The following is a 20234-nucleotide window of genomic DNA, read 5'->3' on the forward strand; positions in this document are numbered from 1 at the left end:
CGGTGGCCGCGCAGCAGGCGCAACCCCGTGAGCTCGCTGATCCTGGCGGCGGGCTGGGCGGCGGCGTTCATTCTCGCCCTCGGCATCGTGCTGACCTGGGGCGGCGCCAACCCGGGCAACGACCTGGTGCACGCGGTGCTCAGCACGGGCCGCTGGCTCGCGACGCCGTTCCACGACATGTTCCCGCGGTCGGACCCGAAGGAGCAGCTCTACATCAACTGGGGGATCGCCTGCGCCGTCTACTACTTCCTCGCGCGCGTCCTGTCCTGGACGACCCGCTCCTGACGGCGGACGCGGCGGCGGCCGGGGCGCGATGCGCCCCGGCCGCCGTCCCTGCCCTTGACGGGGGTCAGCCTTCGGTGATGGCGTTGAGCCGCTCGATGGACTCGACGTACTCCTCGATCAGGTCGTAGACGACCTGCGCGGCCGGCTTCACCTGGTTCATCGAGCCGACGATCTGGCCGACCGGGAAGGTCACCAGCTCGCCGTCGCCCGACCGGGCGATGCGCGGCAGCGCGTCGGCGATCAGCATGAACTGCATCGGCATCGGCAGGTAGCCGGGCGACTTCTCGCTCTCCCACGCCTCGGTCCACGCGGTCTTGAGGAACCGCGCGGGCTTGCCGGTCCAGGCGCGGGACCGGACGGTGTCGCGGGAGGTGGCGGCGAGCAGCTTCGGCAGCGCCCGCTCGGGGGTGTCCGCCTCGTCCACGGTCAGCCAGATCGAGCCGGTCCAGACGCCGTCGGCGCCGAGCGCGAGGCCGGCGGCCATCTGCCGGCCGCGGCCGATGCCGCCCGCCGCGAGGACGATCGTGTCCTCGCCGACCGCGTCCACGACCTCGGGGATCAGCACCATAGTGGACACGTCGCCGGTGTGGCCGCCGGCCTCGGTGCCCTGGGCGATGATGATGTCGACGCCGGCCTCGACCTGCTTGCGGGCGTGCCGCGCGTTGGAGGCCAGGCCGCCGACCTTGACGCCGTGCTGGTGGGCCAGCTCGGCGACGTCGGCCGGGGGCGGGCCGAGGGCGCTGGCCAGCAGCGCGATCGGGTGCTTGAGCGCGATCTCGACCTGCGGCCGCGCCGTCTGGTCGGTCCAGCCGAGCAGCACCTTGCTCGCGCTCTCGGTGGACGGCTCGACGCCGTGCTCGGCGAGCAGGTCCTCCAGGAACTTGCGGTGCTCGGCCGGGATCATGCCCTGGAGCTTGCCGACCAGCTCCTCGGCGTCGCCGAGGTCGGCGCCCTCGTACTTGGCGGGCATCACCACGTCCACGCCGTAGGGCTTGCCGCCGACGTGCTCGTCGATCCACTTCAGCTCGAGCTCGAGCTCCTCGGGGGTGAAGTACAGGGCGCCGAGGACGCCCATGCCGCCGGCGCGGCTCACCGCCGCGACCACGTCGCGGCAGTGACTGAACGCAAAGATCGGGTACTCGATGCCGAATTGTTCGGTGACTCGTGTCCGCACGGTCTCGACCCTAGGCGGGTCCGAGCAAAACTGCAACAGGTTCTAGTTGGCGAAATCGTCGGACGGTGCCGAACAGGAGGTCCGGGAGCCCAGTCGCTTCTAGAACACGTATCAACGCGCGGACGGCCGGGCCACGGCCAAGGCCCCGCGGCACGGGCCGCGGGGCCTTGGCGGAGACGGGGTGGGGGTTCAGCGACGCCGGGACGGCAGCCGCCGCTGGCGGCCGTCGGACGGCGCCCGGCGCGCCTGCGGCGCCGGTGCGGCGCCCGGCCCGGCGGGCACGCCCGCGGGCCTGGCGGCACCGGGGTCCGCGAACGATCCGGGCGGGGCCGCGGCGGCGGGCGCCGGCGCCCCGGGGCCGCCCGGGCCGTCGGGTCCGCCCGGCCCATCGGGCCGACCGCCAGCGGTGGGCGAGCCTGGCTCGACGGGCTTGGCCTCGCCGAACTTGCCGTCGGCGCGGCGCGGCGCCTCGACCGGCGGCGGCGTACGGTCGCGCATCAGCCCGAGGACGCCGCCGCCGAGGAGCAGCCCCAGCCCGATGAGAACGGCGCCCGCCGGGATGTAGCTGCGCACCATGTCGATCTGCAGCGCCGTCTTGTCCGCCATCTTGACCAGGCCCTTCTGGTCCTTGTCGACGGTGACCAGGTCGGCCTGCGCGACGATCATCTTGCCCTTGCCGTCCGGCGTCTGCACCCAGCTGCGGATGTTCTCGCGGTGCTTGACCGGGATGCCGGTGCGCGGGTCCACCCAGACGGTGTTGAAGGCCTCGGTGTAGCGGTCGGCCTTCTGGTCGCCCTTGTCGGCGGGCAGCCCGAGCATGCTCGCCGGGATCTTGGTGTCGAGCGCGGCGGTCTTGGTGAGCGGGATGTGCTGGGTGAACCGGTAGGTCGCCAGGCCGTGCACCCGCTCGACGGCGCCGAACTGCATCGGCGCCTGCTGCTTGGTGGTCATGTCGTAGAACGGGTAGTCGCGCTTCTGCACGTCCCCGATCGGGAAGAGCAGCCCGTAGCCCGACATCCGGACGTTGGGGTCGCCCTCGACGTTGGCGCCGCAGCAGTTGACCAGCAGGCCCGTCCGGCGGTCGAACGCGATCCGGAACTTCTGGATCTGCACGGGGGTGTCGGGCTTGGCCTCGTCGTAGATGTCGGTGGTGGAGTCCCAGACGGCGATCTTGTTGTTGCCGCCGTTGGCCCGCACGTCGCCGCGGATGGTGTTGTTGGCGCGCAGCGTGACGCCGTTCTTCAGCTTCAGGTCGGACTGGTCGAAGTAGGTGCTGTTCGGCGACTCCAGCCGGGTGACCTGGTAGCGGTTCAGCGGCGCCTGCACCACCTGGTCGGCCACGTAGAACCGGACCATGGGCGCGAGCGCGAGGAAGAAGGCGCCCAGGCCGATCATTATCAGGCCGACCACCGGTCGCCGCATGAACACCTCCGGGACTGCGGTCCGTTCCATGGCCTCGAGGCCGGAATCCGGCGTGCCCGGTCAGGCTACAGGACGTGCCGAACAGCCCGTCCAATAGCATCCGGCACGCATGGCACGAATCCCTAAATATGCCCTATCTCCCCACTGCGCCGGGCCGCGGCGGACCCTACGCGGCCCCTGGGCGGCCCCTGGGCGGGCCCGCGAAGGGCTCCCTGGGACCGAGTACCGGCCGGTAAGCTCCGCCTGTACTCCCCGTGATCCGTGAGGTTGCCCATGGACTGGCCGGCAGCTGCCTCGGCGTCCCCGCAGAACCACCGCGCCGCGCCGGGCCATCGCGCCACGTTCGGCCGGTGCGTCCGGCTGTTCAGCGCCTTCCGACGTGAGGGGACCGACCCGGAGTACTTCTACGACCTCATGGCGCGGGACACGATCGCGCAGCTCGGCTCGTACGTCCGCCTCGACGGCGCCACCATCGCCGACGTGGGCACCGGGCTCGGCCGGTTCGCGCACGCGCTGACCGCCGCCGGGGCGCGCTGCACCGGGATCGACCACGACATCAAGGAGCTGACCTCGCTCGGCCCGCCGCCGGCGAACACGCTCGTCGCCAGCGCGCTGGCCCTGCCGTACCGGACGGGCTCGGTCGACGTGTGCTTCTCCTCCAACGTCCTGGAGCACGTCCCCGACCCGTGGCGAATGGCGGGCGAGATGGTCCGGGTGACGCGTCCGGGCGGCCTGGTGTTCCTGTCGTTCACCAACTGGCTGTCCCCGTGGGGCGGCCACGAGACCTCGCCCTGGCACTACCTCGGCGGCGACCGGGCCGCGCGCCGGTACGAGCGCCGCACCGGACGCCCGCCGAGGAACCGGTACGGCGAGAGCCTGCACCCGGTGTCGGTGTCCGCGGCGCTCGCCTGGGCGCGCGCCAACGGCGACGTCGACGTCGTGGACGCGCTGCCCCGCTACCTGCCCCGCTGGGCCGCCGGGATCGTCCGCGTCCCCGGCCTGCGGGAGGTCGCGACCTGGAACCTGCTGCTCGTGCTGCGGAAGAGGAGCCCGTGAGGCCCGCGCCGCCGGCGGCCGTCCCCGCGCCGCCGATCTCCGGGCACCAGGACGCGCTGGACGGCCTGCGGGCGATCGCGGCGCTGGCCGTCCTGGCCTTCCACGTGGCGAGCGCGTCGGGGGCCATCACGCTGCAGGGCGGCTCCGGCTGGCTGTTCAACGGCGGCCAGGTCGGCGTGCCGATCTTCTTCACGCTCTCCGGGCTGCTGCTCTACCGCCCGTGGGCGGCGGCGGTGCTGGACGGCCGGGCCGCCCCGCGCGTCGGCGACTACCTGCTCAAGCGGGTGCTGCGGATCATGCCCGCGTACTGGGCGCTGGTCGTCGTCTTCATGGTCACGTCCGCGCGCGGGCACCTCACCGACCCGCTGACCTGGGGTTCGCTGCTGACGCTGACGCAGACGTACCTGCCCGACCCGTGGTGGGGCGGCGGTCTCGGCCCGGCGCGGATCGGCCAGACGTGGAGCCTGGTCGTCGAGGCCGGCTGGTACGCGCTGCTGCCGCTGACCGCGCCGGTCCTGTCCTGGTACGCCAGGCGCGTCCCGACGCGCGACCCGGGCGTGCGGGCCAAGCGGCTGCTGCGCGCGATCGGCGTGTACGGCGCGCTCTCCTTCGTCTACGTGATCTTCATGTTCGTGCCGGACCGGCACACGCAGATGGGCCTGTGGCCCCCGCACTTCTTCGTCTGGTTCGCGATCGGCATGGCGATGGCCGTGGTGACGGTGTGGGCGCGGCTGGACCAGCGGCGCCCCGTCGCGGCGATGTGCCGGACCGTCGCCGAGTCGTGGGGCGCCTGCTGGGCGGCGGCGGCGATGCTGTACGTCGTGGCCGCGACGCCCGCGACCGGCCCCTACACCCTGCAGACGCCGGACGCGCTGTGGACGTCGGTCCTGCACCTGATCGTGTACGGGCTCGTCGCGGTGGCGCTGGTCGCGCCGGTCGCGTTCGCCCCGCCCGGCCATCCGGTGATTAGCGCGGTGCTCGGCAACCGGGTGATGCGCTTCCTCGGCCGGATCTCCTACGGCGTCTTCCTCTGGCAGATGATCATTCTTCTGGCCTGGTACGACGCGGCGGACCGGCTGTTCCACGGGAACGTCGCGACGGATCTTCCGCTGGTGGCGATGGCGACCATCGCAGCGGCGACCCTGAGCTATTACCTGGTGGAGCGGCCGGTGATGGCGCTGCTGCGCCGGCGCCGCCGCCCCCGCGCCGACCCCGACCCCGCCCGGACGGTCCCGGACCCGGTCCGGCCGGCGGACCGGCGGACGGCCCGCTCCCGCCGCCGGGCCCCCGCCCGGGGTCGGCCCAGCTGAGCTCGATCGGGCCGCCGGGCGGGCGGGGCCGCCACAGCTCCGCCGCGACCCGTCCGACGATCACCAGTCCGAGCAGCTGCGGCACCACGTCGCCGAGCAGGCCCGACGGCCGGGACGGGTTGTCCAGCAGGCCGAACCGGTTCCCCACGGCCAGGCATCCGGCTCCGGCGACCATCGCGATCACGACCGTCCACGGGGAGGCCAGCGCGCGCAGCGGCCAGGCCCGCCGCGTCCGGGCCCAGCCGCAGGCGGCCGCGACCACGGCGGTGACGGCGAGACCGGGCGGTCCGGCGATCCAGCCGCCGAGCACGGCGGCCGCAGCGATCGCCGCCCACGCGGGCCAGCCGGTTCCCGCGACGAGGGCGCGCCCGCCGCGCGGCCCGGCCCGGCGCCGGTCGCCGGAGGACCAGACGGCGGCCAGCAGCAGCACGAGCAGCAGGTTGAGACCGGCGACGACGGCGATCCGCTGCGCGCGGTCGGGGGCGTAGGTGAGCCGGACGACGCCGCTGGTCCCTGCCGGGACGGCCCAGGCCTGCTTCCAGCCGTCGAGCCGGACGGGGCGCAGCGCCTTCCCGCCGAGGGTGGCGTGCCAGCCGACGTTGAAGTTCTCGTTCACGGCCAGGAACGAGCTCTTCTGCGCGTCGACCTCCACCTTGCGGGAGCTCGCGCTCCAGTTGAGCACCTTGACCTGCTGCGGCGCACCTGCCCCCGCTTCCGTGCCCGCCCCCGCTTCCGTGCCCGCTGAACTGTTCGCGATGGCCTGCGGCCCGACGACGACGGTGTCGATGCGGTAGGAGTCGAGCGGGACCGACGTCAGGTGGTTGCGGCCGGCCGCCAGCGGCGCCTGGCGGCAGGCGGCGAACCGCAGCGGCCGCCCGGCGAGCAGGTCGCCGAACGTGCCGGTCGCCTTGGTCTGCACGGTCGTCCCGTCGACCCGCAGCTTGGGCCCGTACCCGCAGGCCAGCTTCAGCGGGTAGGACGACACGTCCGGCAGCGGCCGGACGCCGGGGACGGTCAGGTCGGTCAGTTGCACCGGCCCGACCCGGTCGGCCTTGAGGAAGGTGATGGTCAGGCGGTCGGTGGTCATCGGGGCGAACGACAGCCGGCCCGCCCCGTCGGACAGGCCCTCGCGGTACTCGCCGTTGCGCCCCTCGATCCGCACGCGGACCGGGCCGGACGCGCCCGGCGGCCGGTTCAGCGTGAGCTTCGACAGCCGCTTGCTCCCCTTCCACTGGACGGAGAACACGGGCGCGTCGTCCTTGTCCGCCGAGATCCAGGTGGTGGACGGGTCGCCGTCGAACGCCGCCCGCGCCTGGTCGGCGGGATGGTCGGACTGCACCGAGCTGGCGGTGACGAGCGGCTGCCCGGCCACGGCCGTGTACTGCGCGATCAGCCGCTCGTCGGTGAGGACGGCCGTGCCGGTGAGGGGCGCCTTCCCGGCGACGGCGGAGGTGTAGGTGCGGTCGAAGCCGTCGCCCTCCTCGTCCCCGGACGCGAGCGCCGGCGAGCACACCCACCGGGCGCTGCCCTGCATGCATTCGGACGTGCCGCCGGGCGCCCGGCTCATCACGTAGGTGGCCGGGCCCTTGACGCCGGACGGCGCCGGCATCGTGTACGTCCGGGTCGGGGCGACGCCGCCGATGCTGAGCTCGGACACCCCGGCGCGGGCGAACGCGGGCACCGCGGGCTCGGAGGCGAGTCCGGTGATGCGCAGCTTCAGCCAGCGGCTCGTCCCCTCCGCGGCGCGCAGCGGCTGGGGGTTCGCGGTCCGCTGCACGTCCTGCTCGACGGTGCCGTTCTCGGTCTGCACCGCGACCCGCGCGACGGCCGGGCCGAGCGTGGAGTCCTGGTCGAACGCCGCGGTCAGGTTGCGGATGACGCGGGGTTTGTCGAAGTCGACGCGCAGCCACTGGCCGACCGGCCCGTTCCAGCCGCCGGTCTGCCAGGCGGTGAACGGGTCGCCGTCCAGCGCGGCGTACGGGGCCGCGCCGGGCTTGCGGGCCTGCGGGATCGCGTCGTCGGCGGCCGCCGACGACGACGCCGTGACGTCGCGGACCCCGCCGCCGTAGGTCGCATGGGTGGTGTAGCGGTTCCAGCCCTTGTCCAGGACGTCGGTGGCCTGCCGCCGCCGCGCCTGCGTCAGCGTCGGCGACGTCTGGTGCAGCTCGCCGTAGTTGCGTTTCAGCAGCCGGGGCGAGTCGGTCACGACGGGCGTGCCGCCCAGGTCGGCGGCATCGTCGTCCAGCAGGACGGGCCCGGACGGCAGCGCCCCGTCGTCGGCCATCGCCAGGAGCGACTCCGGCCCCCCGTACACGCGGACGGCGCCGGTCGCGTCCCACAGGTTCGCGACGTCGTCGGCGCCGCCGACCTCGTAGACCTCCAGCGCCGGGTACTTCTGGTCGGTGGCCGACACGGCGTCGTCCACCAGGTCGCCGCCCACGGGAGCGCCGAACGAGGCGACCCGGCGGATGCCGGGCGAGTCGCCGAGCGCCTGGTGCAGCCGGGCGGGCCAGGCGCCGCGCAGCGTCTCGCGGCTCAGATCGTTGCGGACCAGCAGGTACCGCACGCCCATCCGGCCGAGGTAGTCCGCCAGGCCCGGCGAGCCCTGTCCCGAGCGGACCTGCAGGTCGATCGCGTCCAGCGCCCGCGTGTACCCGGGCGACCCGGCCGGGACGAGCTGCCGGACGCCCCACCGCGCCGTGAGGAGGGGCTGGACGATGTCGTCCATCGGCCGGCCCCACACGTACTCGCCGAAGGCCGCGCCGGGCAGCGCGAGGACGCCCTGCTGACCGGCTCGCGCGTTGATCCACGACGCCGCGTCCCGCCAGTACCTCGGCACCTCGGGGAAGGAGCCGGGACCGGTCAGCCCGTTCGCTACGGCCGTCACGCCGATCCCGCCGAGCGCGACCAGCGCGACGGCGGGCACGCTCAGCACGGCCCGCAGCGCGCCGCCGAGGACGGGGCGGCGCTCGCCGCTCGGGCCGCGCGCCCGCCCCGGTCTCCGCACGGCCACGGCGGTCAGGTGGGCGAGCCCGAGCGCGAGCGGCAGCCGGACCACCGCGTCGAACTTGTGCAGGTTGCGCAGCGGCGCGAGCGGGCCGTCCAGCAGGTCGCGGGCCTGCGCGGCGAACGGGCCGGGGATGTCGCTGAGGTGGCCCATGGTGATGACGGCGACTCCGGCGAGCAGGCTGAGCAGCAGGAAGGTCCGCTCGGGCAGCAGCCGGCCGAGCAGCCCGGCCAGCCCCAGCGCGGCGATCACGCCGGTGCAGACCACCGGCAGCGCCCCGGTGGACAGGCTGTGCCCGACCGGCCACCAGATCCGGCCGTCCACGATCAGGTAGTTCACCCAGCGCTCGGCGCCCCGGAAGATGTTGATCAGCCCGGTCGGCGCGGTCGTGGTGGCGGACTTCTCGGTGTAGGTCAGCCAGGAGAACCCGTACGTGCCGGTGAGCAGGAGCGGGACGAGCCACCACGCCATCGCCGCGCCGGCGGCCGCCGACCACCACGCCAGCAGCCGGATCCGGAACGATCCGCGCGGCCGCGTCAGCAGGTACACCAGCGGGACGATCAGCGCCGCGGCGGTGGCGGTCGCGTTGATCCCGCCGCAGCAGGCGACCGCGAGCCCGGACCGGGCCGCCGCCCGCACCCGCCCGCCCTCGCCGGACGCGGCGGTGACCAGCGGCAGCACGATCCACGGCAGCATCGCGACCGGCAGGTACTCCGAGGAGATCTGGCCGAGGGTGGCCAGGGCGTTGGGCGCCAGCGCGTAGGCCATCGCGCCGATCAGCCGGCCGCCCGGCCCGCCGACGCCGAGCCGGTTCGCCAGCCGCCACGTCCCGGTGAACGCCAGGCACAGCAGCAGCGACGTCCAGAACCGCTGGGTGATCCACGGGGGCATGCCGACCAGGTCGCCGAGCGCGTGGAACGGGCCCATCGGGAACAGGTAGCCGACCGCCTGGTTCTGCAGCTGGCCGAACTGCTCGGAGTCCCACAGGTGCAGGGCGCGGCCGAGGAACCCGAGCGGGTTCACCGCCATGTCGATCTTGGTGTCGGCGAGGATCAGCCCGGGCCGGGTGCCGAACGCCAGCGCGGTCAGCGCCAGGCAGCACGCCGCGACGCGCAGCCGCGCGCGCAGCCGCGCGGCGGCGTCCGGCCCGTCCGGGGGGCGCGGGCCGGGAGCGGGCGGCCGCGGCGCCCCGGCGCGCGGCGGGCTCGCCTCCCCCACCGCCATGCTCGCCCCCTCCCGGTCTCGGCCCTGTGTCAACGGCACCGCGTGTCGATGGCGCCGTTAGTCAACGGCACTGCGCGCCCGCCGGCGGCGGGCCCTAGTCGAGGTCGCCGCGGGCCGCCTCCCCGGTGGACCGGGGCCGGCCGAGCAGCCGCTCGACGGTGGTCGCCTCGCGGATCGCGCGGACGTCGCCGGACCCGGCGAGCAGCTCGTCGCGGACGGGACCCTCCACCACGCGCAGGTGCACGTCACCGTACCGGTGCACCACCTGTGCCCGGTCGTCGGCGGTGGACGACGATCCGGCGCGCACGGCCGCCTCGACGAGGTCGGCCATCCGCGCCGCCGTCCGCGCCCAGTCGAACTCGCCCGCCCACGCCCGGCAGCGCGCGGCGGTCTCGGCGCGGCGGCCCGGCTCGTCCAGGTCCTTGAGCGCGCGTTCCACCACCTCGGACGGGTCTTCGCCGGGCCCGACGAGCCAGCCGGTGACGCCGTCGCGGACGGCGTCGCGCAGGCCGTCGACGTCGTAGGCGACGGTCGGGACGCCGAGCGCGGCCGCCTCGATCACGCTGAGCCCCCAGCCCTCGCCCTGCGAGGTGCTGAGATGCAGGTCGGAGGCGGCGACGAGCGCGGCCTTGACCCGTTCGGTCACGTAACCGTGGGCGACCGCGACGCCGTCGAGGCCGCGCTCGGTGATCCCCTTGGCGAGCGCCGCCTCCTCCGGGCCGGTCCCGACGATGTGGAGCCGGAGCCCGGGATGCCGGTCGGCGAGGACGCGGGCCAGGTCGAGCAGCAGGTCGAGCCGCTTGTGCGGGACGAGCCGGGTCACGCAGACCAGCTGCGGGCGCCCCGTGGGCACGGCGCCGTGGACCGGGGGCGGCGCACCGGACCCGTTCGGCACGACGTACACCGGCCCCGTCCAGCCGAGGCGTCCCCGCACGGCGCGCAGCGTGGACGGCGACACGACCACGAACGCGTGCCGCCGGTAGGCGCGGCGGCTCACGGGCCCTTCCAGCATCCGCCCGATCCAGGCCATCCAGGCCGGGAAGTGGACGCCGAACTGCGCGTCGTGCACGTGGTGGACGACGCAGAACACCGGGACGCGGCGCGGCAGCGCCCACGGCGTGAAGAACGGGATGCCGTTCTGGCAGTCGATGACGGCGTCGAAGCCGCCGCCGCGCCCCAGCCGCCGGCGCAGCAGCCACAGCAGGACGAGGGGGTACACGGTGAACCGCCCGCCCAGCCGGACGACGTCCACACCGTCGACCCGCTCCTCGCGGCGCTGCCCAGGGGCCCTGGACGTCACGAAGTGGACGCGGGCGCCCTGCTCGGCCGTCCGGCGCGCGATCTCCCACGCGTACCGTTCGGCGCCGCCGGCGGCCGGATGCCAGGGGTCGCGCCAGTTGACGACCGCCAGCCTGAGGGGCCCGCTCATCCCTGGCCGGCGCTCGACGCCGAGGGCAGGCCCGTCTCCGGCAGGCCGGCGAGCGGGCCCCAGACGGGCTCGGACGCCGGTGCGGGGGCGGGGACGGCGGGTCGGGAGGCGCGGGCGCGGATGCGCGCGAGGTCGACCAGGCACTGGAGCGAGTGCCGGCGCACCGAGAACGTCGACCCCGGGCGGTCGCGCCACACGACCGGGATGGCCGACACCGGCGCGCCGCGCCGCACGCAGTGGGCGAGCAGCTCGACGTCGAAGGAGAACCCCGTGGTGCGCAGGTCGCGGGCCGCCGCGCGGCCGAGCGGCCCGGCGAAGAACTTGAACCCGCACTGGGTGTCCTGGATGCCGCCGACCAGGTCGCGGACGATGCGGTTGAAGGTGATCGCGCCGAGCCGCCGGACCGGCAGGGCGTACCCCTCGACGACGGACGCCTCGTGCCGCCGCGACCCGACCACCACCGGCCGGCCCTCGCGCAGCAGGGCGAGGGCGTCGTCCAGGGCGGCGAGGTCGGTGGCCATGTCGGCGTCCATGAAGCCGATGTAGGGGGCGCGGGTGGCCAGCAGCCCGGCGCGGACGGCGGCGCCCTTGCCGGGCCGCTCGCAGGAGACCAGCCGCACCGGCACCGGCCCGCGCCAGGACCGGGCGATCTCCGCCGTCGCGTCCGTGCTGGCGTTGTCGACGACGATCACCTCGGCGCGCGCGGGCAGCGCCGCGAGCTTGCCGCTCAGCAGGTCCAGCCCGGCGGGCAGCCGGCCGGCCTCGTTGCGGGCCGGCACGACGATCTCCAGCAGGGCGGGACCGGCACGCCGGTTCCTCATCGGGTCACGCTGGTCAGGGTGCGCCGTAGTTGTACATCGGCTTGATGACCGGGTCCTTCTGGGAGGAGTTCGCGAGCTGCACGACGCCGAACGATGCTCCGGCGGCCAGCAGCACGCCGACGAGTGCGGCGATGGCGATGCGCATCAGGGGGCCCTTCGACGGGGGTGTGGGAGGCGGTCGGGGCTGCGCCTACGGATACTCCCGAGTAACGGAAGCCCCAGAGTAGTGCCTGTGGCCGGGAATGACCAGAAAACAACCAGACTCGCCGTGATCCAGGCAAGGATCACCGGCACCGCCGCGACGCGGTCCTCGGGCGCCGCCGCGGCCCCGTCGACCCGGTAGACGGCCAGGTCGGGGCCGGTCAGCACGGGGACGGCGCTGGTCGGGCGGTACCGGCCGGTCTCGGCGTCGACCACGACGTACCGGACGCCCCGCTCGCGCAGCGCGGCCGCGTCGGGGTGCGCGGCTGCGGGGGCCAGCGCGATCGCCCTCGGGTCCTCGGCGGCGACGGTCGTCCGGCCGACGATCAGCGCGTCGTTCACCACCACCCGCCGGTGCAGGTAGCGGGGCAGCGGGTCGAGGACGCGGCGCCCGTGGTTCCAGGGGTAGCTGCGGTACAGCGCCCACGGCAGGACGAGCACGTCGCCCGGCGCGGAGTCGCCGTCGATGATCTGCGCGGCGCGCGACCAGTCCGCCGGGTAGCGGACGGCGCGCAGGTCTCCCGCCGCGCCCCATGCCAGCGTCGGCAGCAGCAGGACCGGCGCCGCCATCGCGCCGACCGCGACCATCGCGAACCGGGCCTCGATCGCCCGGTCCGCCGCGACGCCGAGGCCCACCGCGACCACGACCGCCAGGGGCGCCACGTACTGCTGGCCGTCCCGCAGCACGGCGAATCCGGACCACAGGGCCACTGCGCCCCTGAGCACGGGCTCCGCGACGGCCCCGAGCGCCGCCAGCACGAACCCGGCGATCGCGGCGACCGCCGCGCCCCGCCGCCACTCCGGCTCCCGGCACCACTTCCAGTAGGCGAAGAGGGATCCGAGCACCACGGCCAGCCAGAACCCCGCCAGGACAGGCGTCCCGTAGCCGCGCGGCACCGTCTCGCCGTTCCAGATCCCGCCGAGCGTCAGGAGGCTGCCCAGCACGCCGAACGGGGTGTCCGCCCGCGCCGCGAAGACGCCGACGGCCTCCCCGTTCCCCGGCACCCCCGCCGGGCGCAGCACCGCGGGCACCAACCACGGCAGGCTCAGCGCGATCACCACGGCGACGACCCGCACCCCGCCCCGCAGGCGCGCGGACACCAACGCGACGATCAGCGCCGCCGCCCCCGAGACGGTCAGCGCGGCGAAACCGCCGATCGCGGCGGGGATCAGCGCGCGGACGAGCCGCCGGGTCCCGCCGCGTTCGGTCGTGCGGGCCGCGGCCGCGACGACCCACGGCAGCGCCGCGTAGCCGAGGAGCAGCGCCCACTGGCCGAGCAGCAGCCGCTCGGCGACGAACGGGTTCCAGGCGTAGCAGACACCGGCGGCCAGGCGCGGCAGCAGCCGCCGGGACGGCACCAGCGACGCCGCCGACGTGCACGCCATCACGAAGATCGCGAGAAGGAGCAGCTTCTGCACGGCACCGGCGGGGATCACCGTCGCCAGCGCGGTCACGAACGCGTCGCTCGGCACGTGGCGCGGGACCGTCCCGGTCAGCCCGAACGTCATCGGCGCGAACGCCGGATCGGGCGTGAACACCATGTCGTAGGACAGCAGGAAGCCGGGCGCGAGCCCCGGCCCGAGTGCCGCAAGCCCGAGCCCCAGCCCGGTCAGTGCGGCCACCAGCTGCCGCGTCCGCTCCCCCATCCGCAGGGACGCTACCCGAACTTCGTTCACTTGCGGCGAGTCGTCGTTGTGGCGGCCTCCATGACGACGACTCGCCGCAACTCAACGCCGGGAGGCGGCCGGTTCGGGATCGCGGGGGAGGCCGAGGATGCGCTCGCCGATGACGTTGAGGTTGACCTCGGTGGTGCCGCCGCCGATCGTCATCGCGCGGGACGCCAGCAGGTACCGGGTCCAGCGCGAGCGCAGGTCGTCCTTCCAGCCGCCGGTCAGCGCGCCCTCGTCGCCGAGCAGCGTGAACCCGAACTCGGTGACCTGCTGGCCGTGCTCCATCGCGACCAGCTTGCGGACGTTCGCCGTCGCGCCCGGGTCGGTGCCCGACAGCTGCTTGAGGGTGGCGCGCAGGCCGAGGAGGTTGAAGGCGTGCTCGTCGCAGGCGAGGCACCCGATGCCGTCGCGGACGACCGGGTCGCCGTCCAGCCCGAGTTCGGCCGCCAGGCGCAGCAGTTTCGGCACGTCGCCGCCGAGCTGGAACGAGCTGGTCAGCCCGACGCGCTCGTTGGCGAGGGTGTTGCGGGCGACGCGCCACCCCTCGTTGACCGGGCCGACGACCCGGTCGTCCGGGACGAACACGCCGTCCAGGAACACCTCGTTGAACACCGCGTCGCCGGTGCACTCGCGCAGCGGCCGGACGTCGATGCCCTCGGACGCCATGTCCACGATGAAGTAGGTGATGCCGTCGTGCTTGGGGCGGTCCGGGTCGGTGCGGGCGATGCAGACGCCCCACTGCGCGTCGCGGGCCAGCGACGTCCAGATCTTCTGGCCGCTGATCCGCCAGCCGCCCTCGACCCGCTCCGCGCGGGTGCGCAGCCCGGCGAGGTCGGAGCCCGCGCCCGGCTCGGAGAACAGCTGGCACCAGATGATCTCGCCGCGCAGCGTCGGCGGCAGGAACCGCTCCTGCTGCTCCGCCGTCCCGTACTGGACCAGGGACGGGACGACCCACGCCGCGATCATCAGCGGGACCGGCCTGACCTGCGCCGCCTTCAGCTCCTGCTGGATCACGATCTGCTCCAGCGGCCCGGCGCCGCGGCCCCACGGCTTCGGCAGGTGCGGCGTCACCCAGCCGCCCTCCGCCATCGCGGCGCGCTGCCGGAGCGGCTCCATCGCGGCCATCTCGGCGACGCGGCCGCGGATCTCCTCGCGCAGCGGCGCGGCCTCCTCGCCCAGCTCGATGCTCATCGGGCGGCGCACGCCGCCGACCGCCAGCTCCGCCACGTCCGCGCGGTGCCCGCTCGCCCGGCCGAGCAGGGCGCGCAGGGTGAGGGCGCGCCGGTAGTACAGGTGCGCGTCGTGCTCGTAGGTGTAGCCGATGCCGCCGTGGACCTGGATGTCGCCCTCCGCGCACATCACGGCCGCGTCGGCGGCGAGCACGGCCGCGACGCCGACCGCGTAGGCGCGCTGGTCGGGCGATTCGGTGAACGCGCGCGCCGCGTCCCACACGGCCGCCCTCGCGCGCTCGACGGCGATGAGCATCCGGGCGCACTTGTGCTTGACGCCCTGGAACTGGCCGATCGGGCGCCCGAACTGCTCGCGGAGCTTGGCGTAGGCCACGGCGTCGTCGAGGGCGCGTCCCGCCACGCCGCACGCCTCGGCGCCCAGCAGGACGACCGCGAGGGCCCGGGCGTCGGGCGCGTCGACGAGACGGTCGTCCGGGACGTCCAGGCCGTCCACGGTCACCGAGCCGACCGGGCGGGTGATGTCGAGCGACTCCAGCTCCCCGACCGTGACCTCGCTCCGCTCGGCGACCACCCAGCGGCCGCCGGCCGGGAGCAGGAACACGTCGGCCAGCGGCGCGCCGAGCACGGGGTGAACCGTCCCGGACACCGTGGAGCCGTGGACGTCCAGGCCCCCCGACAGGGCGACGGCCGCCTTGCGCGAACCGTCCGCGAGCCCGGCCAGCAAGCCCCCGGCACCGGCCCCGGCGGAGTGCAGGATCGCCGAGGCCAGGACGGTCGGCGTGTACGCGCCGGGCGCGAGGGCCCGGCCGAGCTCCTCCAGCGCGACGGCCTGCTCCAGCAGCCCGAACCCCTGGCCGCCGGCGTCCTCGGGCAGGTGCAGCCCGAGCAGCCCCTGCCCGGCGAGCGCCGGCCAGAACCCGGCGTCGGCCTTGCGCGCCGCCTCCGGCGGGACGTTCCGCTCGGCGAACCCGCGCACCGACGCCGCCAGCGCCTCGTGCTCCTCCGTCAGGCCGATCGCCATGGCTGCACCTCTCCGTCGGGGACCGGAGCCAGCCTATTAGAACGACATTCGGTAGTTAAGGAGGGTCAGGCCGCGATCTTCAGCTGCGCGAGGAACTCGTTGAGGTCGGGCCACAGCTTCCGGTGCGTGTTCGGCAGCGACGCGAAGACCGTCGCGGGCGTCTTGCGCCCGGTGTCGATCACCGCGGTCGCCACGATCTCGCCCGTCGCCCGCACCCCGGCCCGCTTGTAGGTCAGGTACGAGGCGATCAGCCAGCCCTTGTGCCCGCCGATGTCGAGCGGCTGCGACGCCAGCGGCGCCGACTTGTGCGGGAACGAGTAGTACTGCTCCTCGTAGCCCTGCGCCGCGAGCGCCGTGGTCTTCTTGACGCTCCCCGGCCCCCGGTAGGACCCGAGCAGCGTCGGCGCCAGCGTCCCGGTGAGGAGCTGGCCGTACCACATCTGCTGGCCGTGCCGCTCGGTCACCACGATCTGCTGCCCCGACCAGCCGGGCGTGCTCAGCTTGTTCTTCTTGGTCGGCAGCTGCCACGGCGCGGCGAGCCGCGGGTACGACAGCCCGGACGCCGCGTCCGTCAGCCGGCCGGCGATCCGGCTCGGCTTGCCGGCGAACCGCTTGAGCCGCCGGTCCGCCGGGACCGTGACCCGCGGCGCCTCGGGCTGCTGCGCGGCGCCCGTCGGCCCCGGCTTGGCGCCCGTGTCCGCCGCGACGTCGTCGCTCCTGTGCGTCATGTAGTAGACGCCGCCGGCCGCCAGCAGCGCCACCACCAGCAGGCCCACGCCGCCGATCAGCACCAGCCGGGACCGGCCGCCGCCCTCGTCGAGCAGGTCGTCGGACCCGCGGGGCGAGCCGCCTAGCTTGGCGTCCGCCGCGGCCTCGTCGGCCATCCACTCCGGCATCTGCCAGTTGCCGCTGCTCGGCTTGCCGGCCTTCGCCGGGCCCGACAGCCCGACCTGCACCGCGGGCCCCTCCTCCGCGCCGGCCGAGCCGGGGCCGTCCTCGAACAGCGAGCCCTCCCAGCCGGGCGGCTCCTGCCCGTGCTCGGGCGGCTCCTCCTGCTCCCGCGCGGGGACGGGCGCGACGCGCACGTCCTCGGCGTCCGGCAGCTCGCCCCCGGCCTCGGTCTCGTCCGCGGGATCCGCCTCATAGGCGGGGCCAGCGTGATAGGCGGGCCCGGCGTCCTGCGCCGGCTGGGGCGGCTGGGCCGGCTGGGGCGTTCCCCAGCCGGGCGCGGGCCGCTCCTCGTATCCGGGCCGGGACGCCTCCGGCGCATACCCGGCCTCCGGCTCCTGCTCGTACGCGGCCTCGGACTCCGGCTCCTGCTCCGGGGCGCCCCGTTCGACCTTGCCCCAGACGTCGTGCGCCGGCTCCTCGCCGGACTCGGAGAACTCGGTCCGGCCCTGCGGTGCGGGCATGAAAACCTCGGGCATCTTCGGCTCGGAGGAGACCACCTGCGGACCGGTCGCGCGTCCCGCGTCCGGCGCCGCCGGCCGTTCCGCCGCGTCGCTCTCGCTCATGTCGGTCCAGCGCCCCCGGCGCTCCCCCTGATCGGACATGCGGAACACGGTACGCGAAGATCATTCATTTCGTTCCGCGGGTCATCACGCTGAGGACACATCTTCCTATCGCCTCAGTGGCGGCCGGCGACCCCGCCGTCACCGGCCGTGAGCACCGGGCCGTCCGCGAGCCGCTCCCTCGCCAGCAGTGTCGCGCCCGCCACCGCGCCCGGCATCGCGAGGACCGCGCCGAACGGGATGAGAAAGACCACAAAGGTCGCGGCGCCGAACCCGACCACGAGCGGCCGGTCGGCCTTCAGCCGCGCGAACCGCTCCCGGCGCCGCAGCCCGCGCCGCTCCAGCGCGATCGACGTCAGCTCGCCCGCCAGGAAGTAGCCCGACACCAGGGCCGCGATGACCGGCACCACCGTCTGCCCCACCACCGGTAGGAACCCGGCGGCGAAGAACACCACCGCGAACAGCAGCGCGACGAGGCCGAGCAGCAGCGCGTCCTTGATCGCACGCCCGATCTGCACCAGCAGCGGGACGTCCGGATCCGGCGGCGCGCCGCCTTGCGACTCCTCCACCCGCACCGCGATCGCCTCGTAGAACGGGTCGCCGACCAGCAGCGTCACCGCGGTGAAGGTGAGGACCGCGAGGAACACCGACGCCCCGTAGATCGCGATCCCCGCGACCACGCGGGCCGAGTCCCGCGCCCCTTCCGACCAGCCGTCCGCGAACGGCGTCACCCATCCGGACAGGTCGTCCAGGTAGAACGCCAGCGTGACCAGCGCGGCGGCATAGGCGGCCAGCACGATCAGCGCGGGGATCAGCCCGAACGCCCACTGCGCCGGGTTCCGCGCGGTCCAGCCGATGCCGCGCAGCAGATAGCCGACACCGTTGAGCAGGTCCTTGACCGCCGACGGCCTGGGCTCGGCCGGACTCTGCGATCCCGGTGCCGGGATCGGCGGCCGCGGCCCGGGCGGCCGGTTCCTCGGGGCGGGCTGGTTCGGGGGGACGGCGCTCACACGCCCACAGCCTAGCGAGGAGGAAGGCCCACCAGACGGGCCGATTGCTCCCAGACCGCCCGGCGGAGCACCTCGTTCTTCAGCGGCCCCGCCTCCGGCACCAGCCCGGCGCCCGGCGTCGAGCTGTAGAAGCCGCCGGTGCGTCCTTCGAACTCCTCGTCCAGCGCGAGCTTCAGCGCCATCCGCGCGCCCTGCGCCGGCGTCCGCATCACGGGCGTGTGCGACAGCAGCCCGCCGATCCGCGCGTTCCCCGGCAGCTCCCGGGTCAGGCCGGTCGCGACGAAGCCGGGGCACATCGCGTTCACCGTGACGCCGCTGCCCTCCAGCCGCCGCGCCAGCTCCTGCGCGAACAGGATGTTCATCAGCTTCGACCGCCCGTACACCCGCAGCGACCCGGCCGCCCGGTAGCTTCCGGGCTCGGCCATCCGGGCCGGGTCCAGCCGGTCGGCGAACCGGTGGGCCTCGGACGCGACGATCACGATCCGCGACGGCGCCGCCTTCTCCAGCGGGCCGAGCAGCAGGTTCGTCAGCAGGAACGGGCCGAGATGGTTGGTCGCGACCATCCGGTCGAAGCCGTCCGCGCTCTCCTTCGCCCGCATCATGTGCACGCCCGCGTTGTCGACCAGCACGTCCAGCCGGTCGAACCGCTCCTCCAGCGACGCCGCCACCCGCCGCACGTCCTGGAGCGCGGACAGGTCGGCGAGGAACGTCTCGATCCGCGCGCCCGGCACGTCCGCGGTCAGCTCCTCCACCGCGGCCCGGCCGCGCATCTCGCTGCGGCACACGATCCCGACGAGGAACCCCGCGCGCGCCAGCCCGCGCGCGATCTCCTTACCGATCCCGGACGTCCCCCCGGTCACGATCGCGATCTTGTTCCTCATCCCTCCACCGAACCACCGCGCGGAAGGGCCGAGCAAGGGGGGACTGTGAGTTCTTGCACAAGCCGTGATCCGGGCGCGCCGGACCGCCGCCGCCGGGATCGTCTCTGGCCTCGAACTGAAACCGGTTCTACTATCGGTCGCCATGAGGTTCACCTACGCCGAGGCGATGACCGACCCGTCGTTCTACCTGCCGCTGGCCCGCGCCGCCGAGGCGGCCGGCTACACGAGCATGTCGGTGGCCGACTCGCTGGTCTATCCGCGCGAGTCCGACTCGACCTACCCCTACACCGCCGACGGGAACCGGGAGTTCCTCGAGGACAAGGCCTTCATCGAGACGTTCACGCTGATCGCCGCCATGGGCGCGGTGACCAGCACGCTCCGCTTCACCCCGTTCGTCCTCAAGCTCGCCGTCCGGCCGCCCGTGCTGGTGGCCAAGCAGGCCACCTCGATCGCCTGCCTCACCGGCGGGCGGCTCGGCCTCGGCGTCGGCCTCAGCCCGTGGCGCGAGGACTTCCAGGTGATGGGCGTGCCGTGGGAGCGGCGCGGGAAGCGGATGGACGAGGCCGTCGACATCGTCCGCGGCCTGGCCGCCGGAGGCTACTTCGAGTACCACGGCGAGTTCTTCGACATCCCGGCCATCAAGATGACCCCGGCGCCCGCCGAGCCGATCCCGATCCTGATCGGCGGGCACAGCGAGGGTGCGCTTCGGCGCGCCGCCGTGCGCGGCGACGGCTGGATGCACGGCGGCGGCCAGGACGACCTCGACGACCTGCTCGCCCGCCTCAACCGGATCCGCGAGGCCGAGGGCACGGCCGACCGGCCCTTCGAGGTGCACGTCATCTCCCCCGAGGCCTACAGCGTCGACGGCGTGAGGCGGCTGGAGGACAAGGGCGTCACCGACGTGATCGTCGGCTTCCGGCTGCCCTACATCAAGGGTCCCGACACCGAGCCGCTGGACAAGAAGATCGCGAGCCTGGAGCGGTTCGCCGAGTCGGTCATCGCGAAGGCGAACGGCTGACCG

At 74.5% G+C, this 20234-nt stretch carries 14 protein-coding genes and 1 pseudogene; 4 read left to right on the plus strand and 11 right to left on the minus strand.

Annotation, left to right across the window (positions count from 1 at the left end; all coding sequences use genetic code 11):
* The first annotated feature begins 27 nt into the window (after window positions 1-27).
* Window positions 28-285: a hypothetical protein gene (locus QP089_RS09845; RefSeq protein ID WP_285911111.1), complete on the plus strand. Its 258-nt coding sequence runs from the start codon at window positions 28-30 to the stop codon at window positions 283-285.
* 64 nt (window positions 286-349) lie between these two features.
* On the opposite strand, the gene QP089_RS09850 is transcribed toward QP089_RS09845, so the two are convergent.
* Together QP089_RS09850 and pgfA are read right to left on the minus strand one after the other, a co-directional pair.
* Window positions 350-1459: an NAD(P)H-dependent flavin oxidoreductase gene (locus QP089_RS09850; RefSeq protein WP_285911112.1), complete on the minus strand. Its 1110-nt coding sequence runs from the start codon at window positions 1457-1459 to the stop codon at window positions 350-352.
* Window positions 1460-1648: 189 nt separating this feature from the next.
* Window positions 1649-2911, minus strand: a complete 1263-nt coding sequence (gene pgfA, locus QP089_RS09855) for a cell envelope lipid trafficking protein PgfA (protein WP_285911113.1) — start codon at window positions 2909-2911, stop codon at window positions 1649-1651.
* A 243-nt stretch (window positions 2912-3154) separates the two neighbouring features.
* On the opposite strand from pgfA, the gene QP089_RS09860 reads away from it, so the two are divergent.
* Both QP089_RS09860 and QP089_RS09865 read left to right on the plus strand, forming a co-directional pair.
* On the plus strand, window positions 3155-3937 hold the full coding sequence (locus tag QP089_RS09860) for a class I SAM-dependent methyltransferase (protein ID WP_285911114.1): 783 nt from the start codon (window positions 3155-3157) through the stop codon (window positions 3935-3937).
* Window positions 3934-5247: an acyltransferase family protein gene (locus QP089_RS09865; RefSeq protein WP_285911115.1), complete on the plus strand. Its 1314-nt coding sequence runs from the start codon at window positions 3934-3936 to the stop codon at window positions 5245-5247. The genes QP089_RS09860 and QP089_RS09865 overlap by 4 nt, the downstream gene beginning before the upstream one ends.
* Before the next feature lie 1051 nt (window positions 5248-6298).
* On the opposite strand, the pseudogene QP089_RS09870 reads toward QP089_RS09865, so the two are convergent.
* The 9 genes and pseudogenes from QP089_RS09870 to QP089_RS09910 all read right to left on the minus strand — a co-directional run.
* Window positions 6299-9478 (minus strand): annotated as a pseudogene (locus QP089_RS09870) (alpha-(1->3)-arabinofuranosyltransferase domain-containing protein); the annotation flags it as partial.
* Between the two features lie 94 nt (window positions 9479-9572).
* On the minus strand, window positions 9573-10907 hold the full coding sequence (locus QP089_RS09875) for a glycosyltransferase family 4 protein (RefSeq protein WP_285911116.1): 1335 nt from the start codon (window positions 10905-10907) through the stop codon (window positions 9573-9575).
* Window positions 10904-11728, minus strand: coding sequence for a glycosyltransferase (locus QP089_RS09880; RefSeq protein ID WP_285911117.1), 825 nt, complete (start codon window positions 11726-11728; stop codon window positions 10904-10906). Before QP089_RS09880 ends, QP089_RS09875 begins: the two co-directional genes overlap by 4 nt.
* 13 nt (window positions 11729-11741) lie before the next feature.
* Window positions 11742-11873 (minus strand): hypothetical protein, encoded by a 132-nt coding sequence (locus tag QP089_RS09885; RefSeq protein ID WP_264159724.1) that lies wholly within the window; start codon window positions 11871-11873, stop codon window positions 11742-11744.
* The gene (locus QP089_RS09890) at window positions 11873-13576 is read right to left on the minus strand and encodes an MmpA family trehalose lipid delivery protein (protein WP_285911118.1); all 1704 of its coding nucleotides are present in this window, start codon (window positions 13574-13576) and stop codon (window positions 11873-11875) included. The genes QP089_RS09885 and QP089_RS09890 overlap by 1 nt, the downstream gene beginning before the upstream one ends.
* Window positions 13577-13657: 81 nt before the next feature.
* Complete coding sequence (locus QP089_RS09895; protein WP_285911119.1) at window positions 13658-15811, minus strand: acyl-CoA dehydrogenase family protein; 2154 nt, start codon at window positions 15809-15811, stop codon at window positions 13658-13660.
* A gap of 65 nt (window positions 15812-15876) precedes the next feature.
* Window positions 15877-17364: a hypothetical protein gene (locus tag QP089_RS09900; RefSeq protein WP_285911120.1), complete on the minus strand. Its 1488-nt coding sequence runs from the start codon at window positions 17362-17364 to the stop codon at window positions 15877-15879.
* Window positions 17365-17438: 74 nt separating this feature from the next.
* Window positions 17439-18332: an EI24 domain-containing protein gene (locus QP089_RS09905; protein ID WP_285911122.1), complete on the minus strand. Its 894-nt coding sequence runs from the start codon at window positions 18330-18332 to the stop codon at window positions 17439-17441.
* A gap of 11 nt (window positions 18333-18343) precedes the next feature.
* A complete protein-coding gene (locus tag QP089_RS09910; protein ID WP_285911125.1) occupies window positions 18344-19213 on the minus strand; it encodes an SDR family NAD(P)-dependent oxidoreductase in 870 nt (289 codons plus the stop codon).
* A 142-nt stretch (window positions 19214-19355) separates the two neighbouring features.
* Between QP089_RS09910 and QP089_RS09915 the strand changes: the two genes are divergently transcribed.
* Window positions 19356-20231: a TIGR03619 family F420-dependent LLM class oxidoreductase gene (locus QP089_RS09915; RefSeq protein WP_285911126.1), complete on the plus strand. Its 876-nt coding sequence runs from the start codon at window positions 19356-19358 to the stop codon at window positions 20229-20231.
* Window positions 20232-20234 lie beyond the last annotated feature (3 nt).

Source organism: Actinomadura opuntiae, assembly GCF_030283205.1.
Lineage (GTDB): Bacteria > Actinomycetota > Actinomycetes > Streptosporangiales > Streptosporangiaceae > Spirillospora.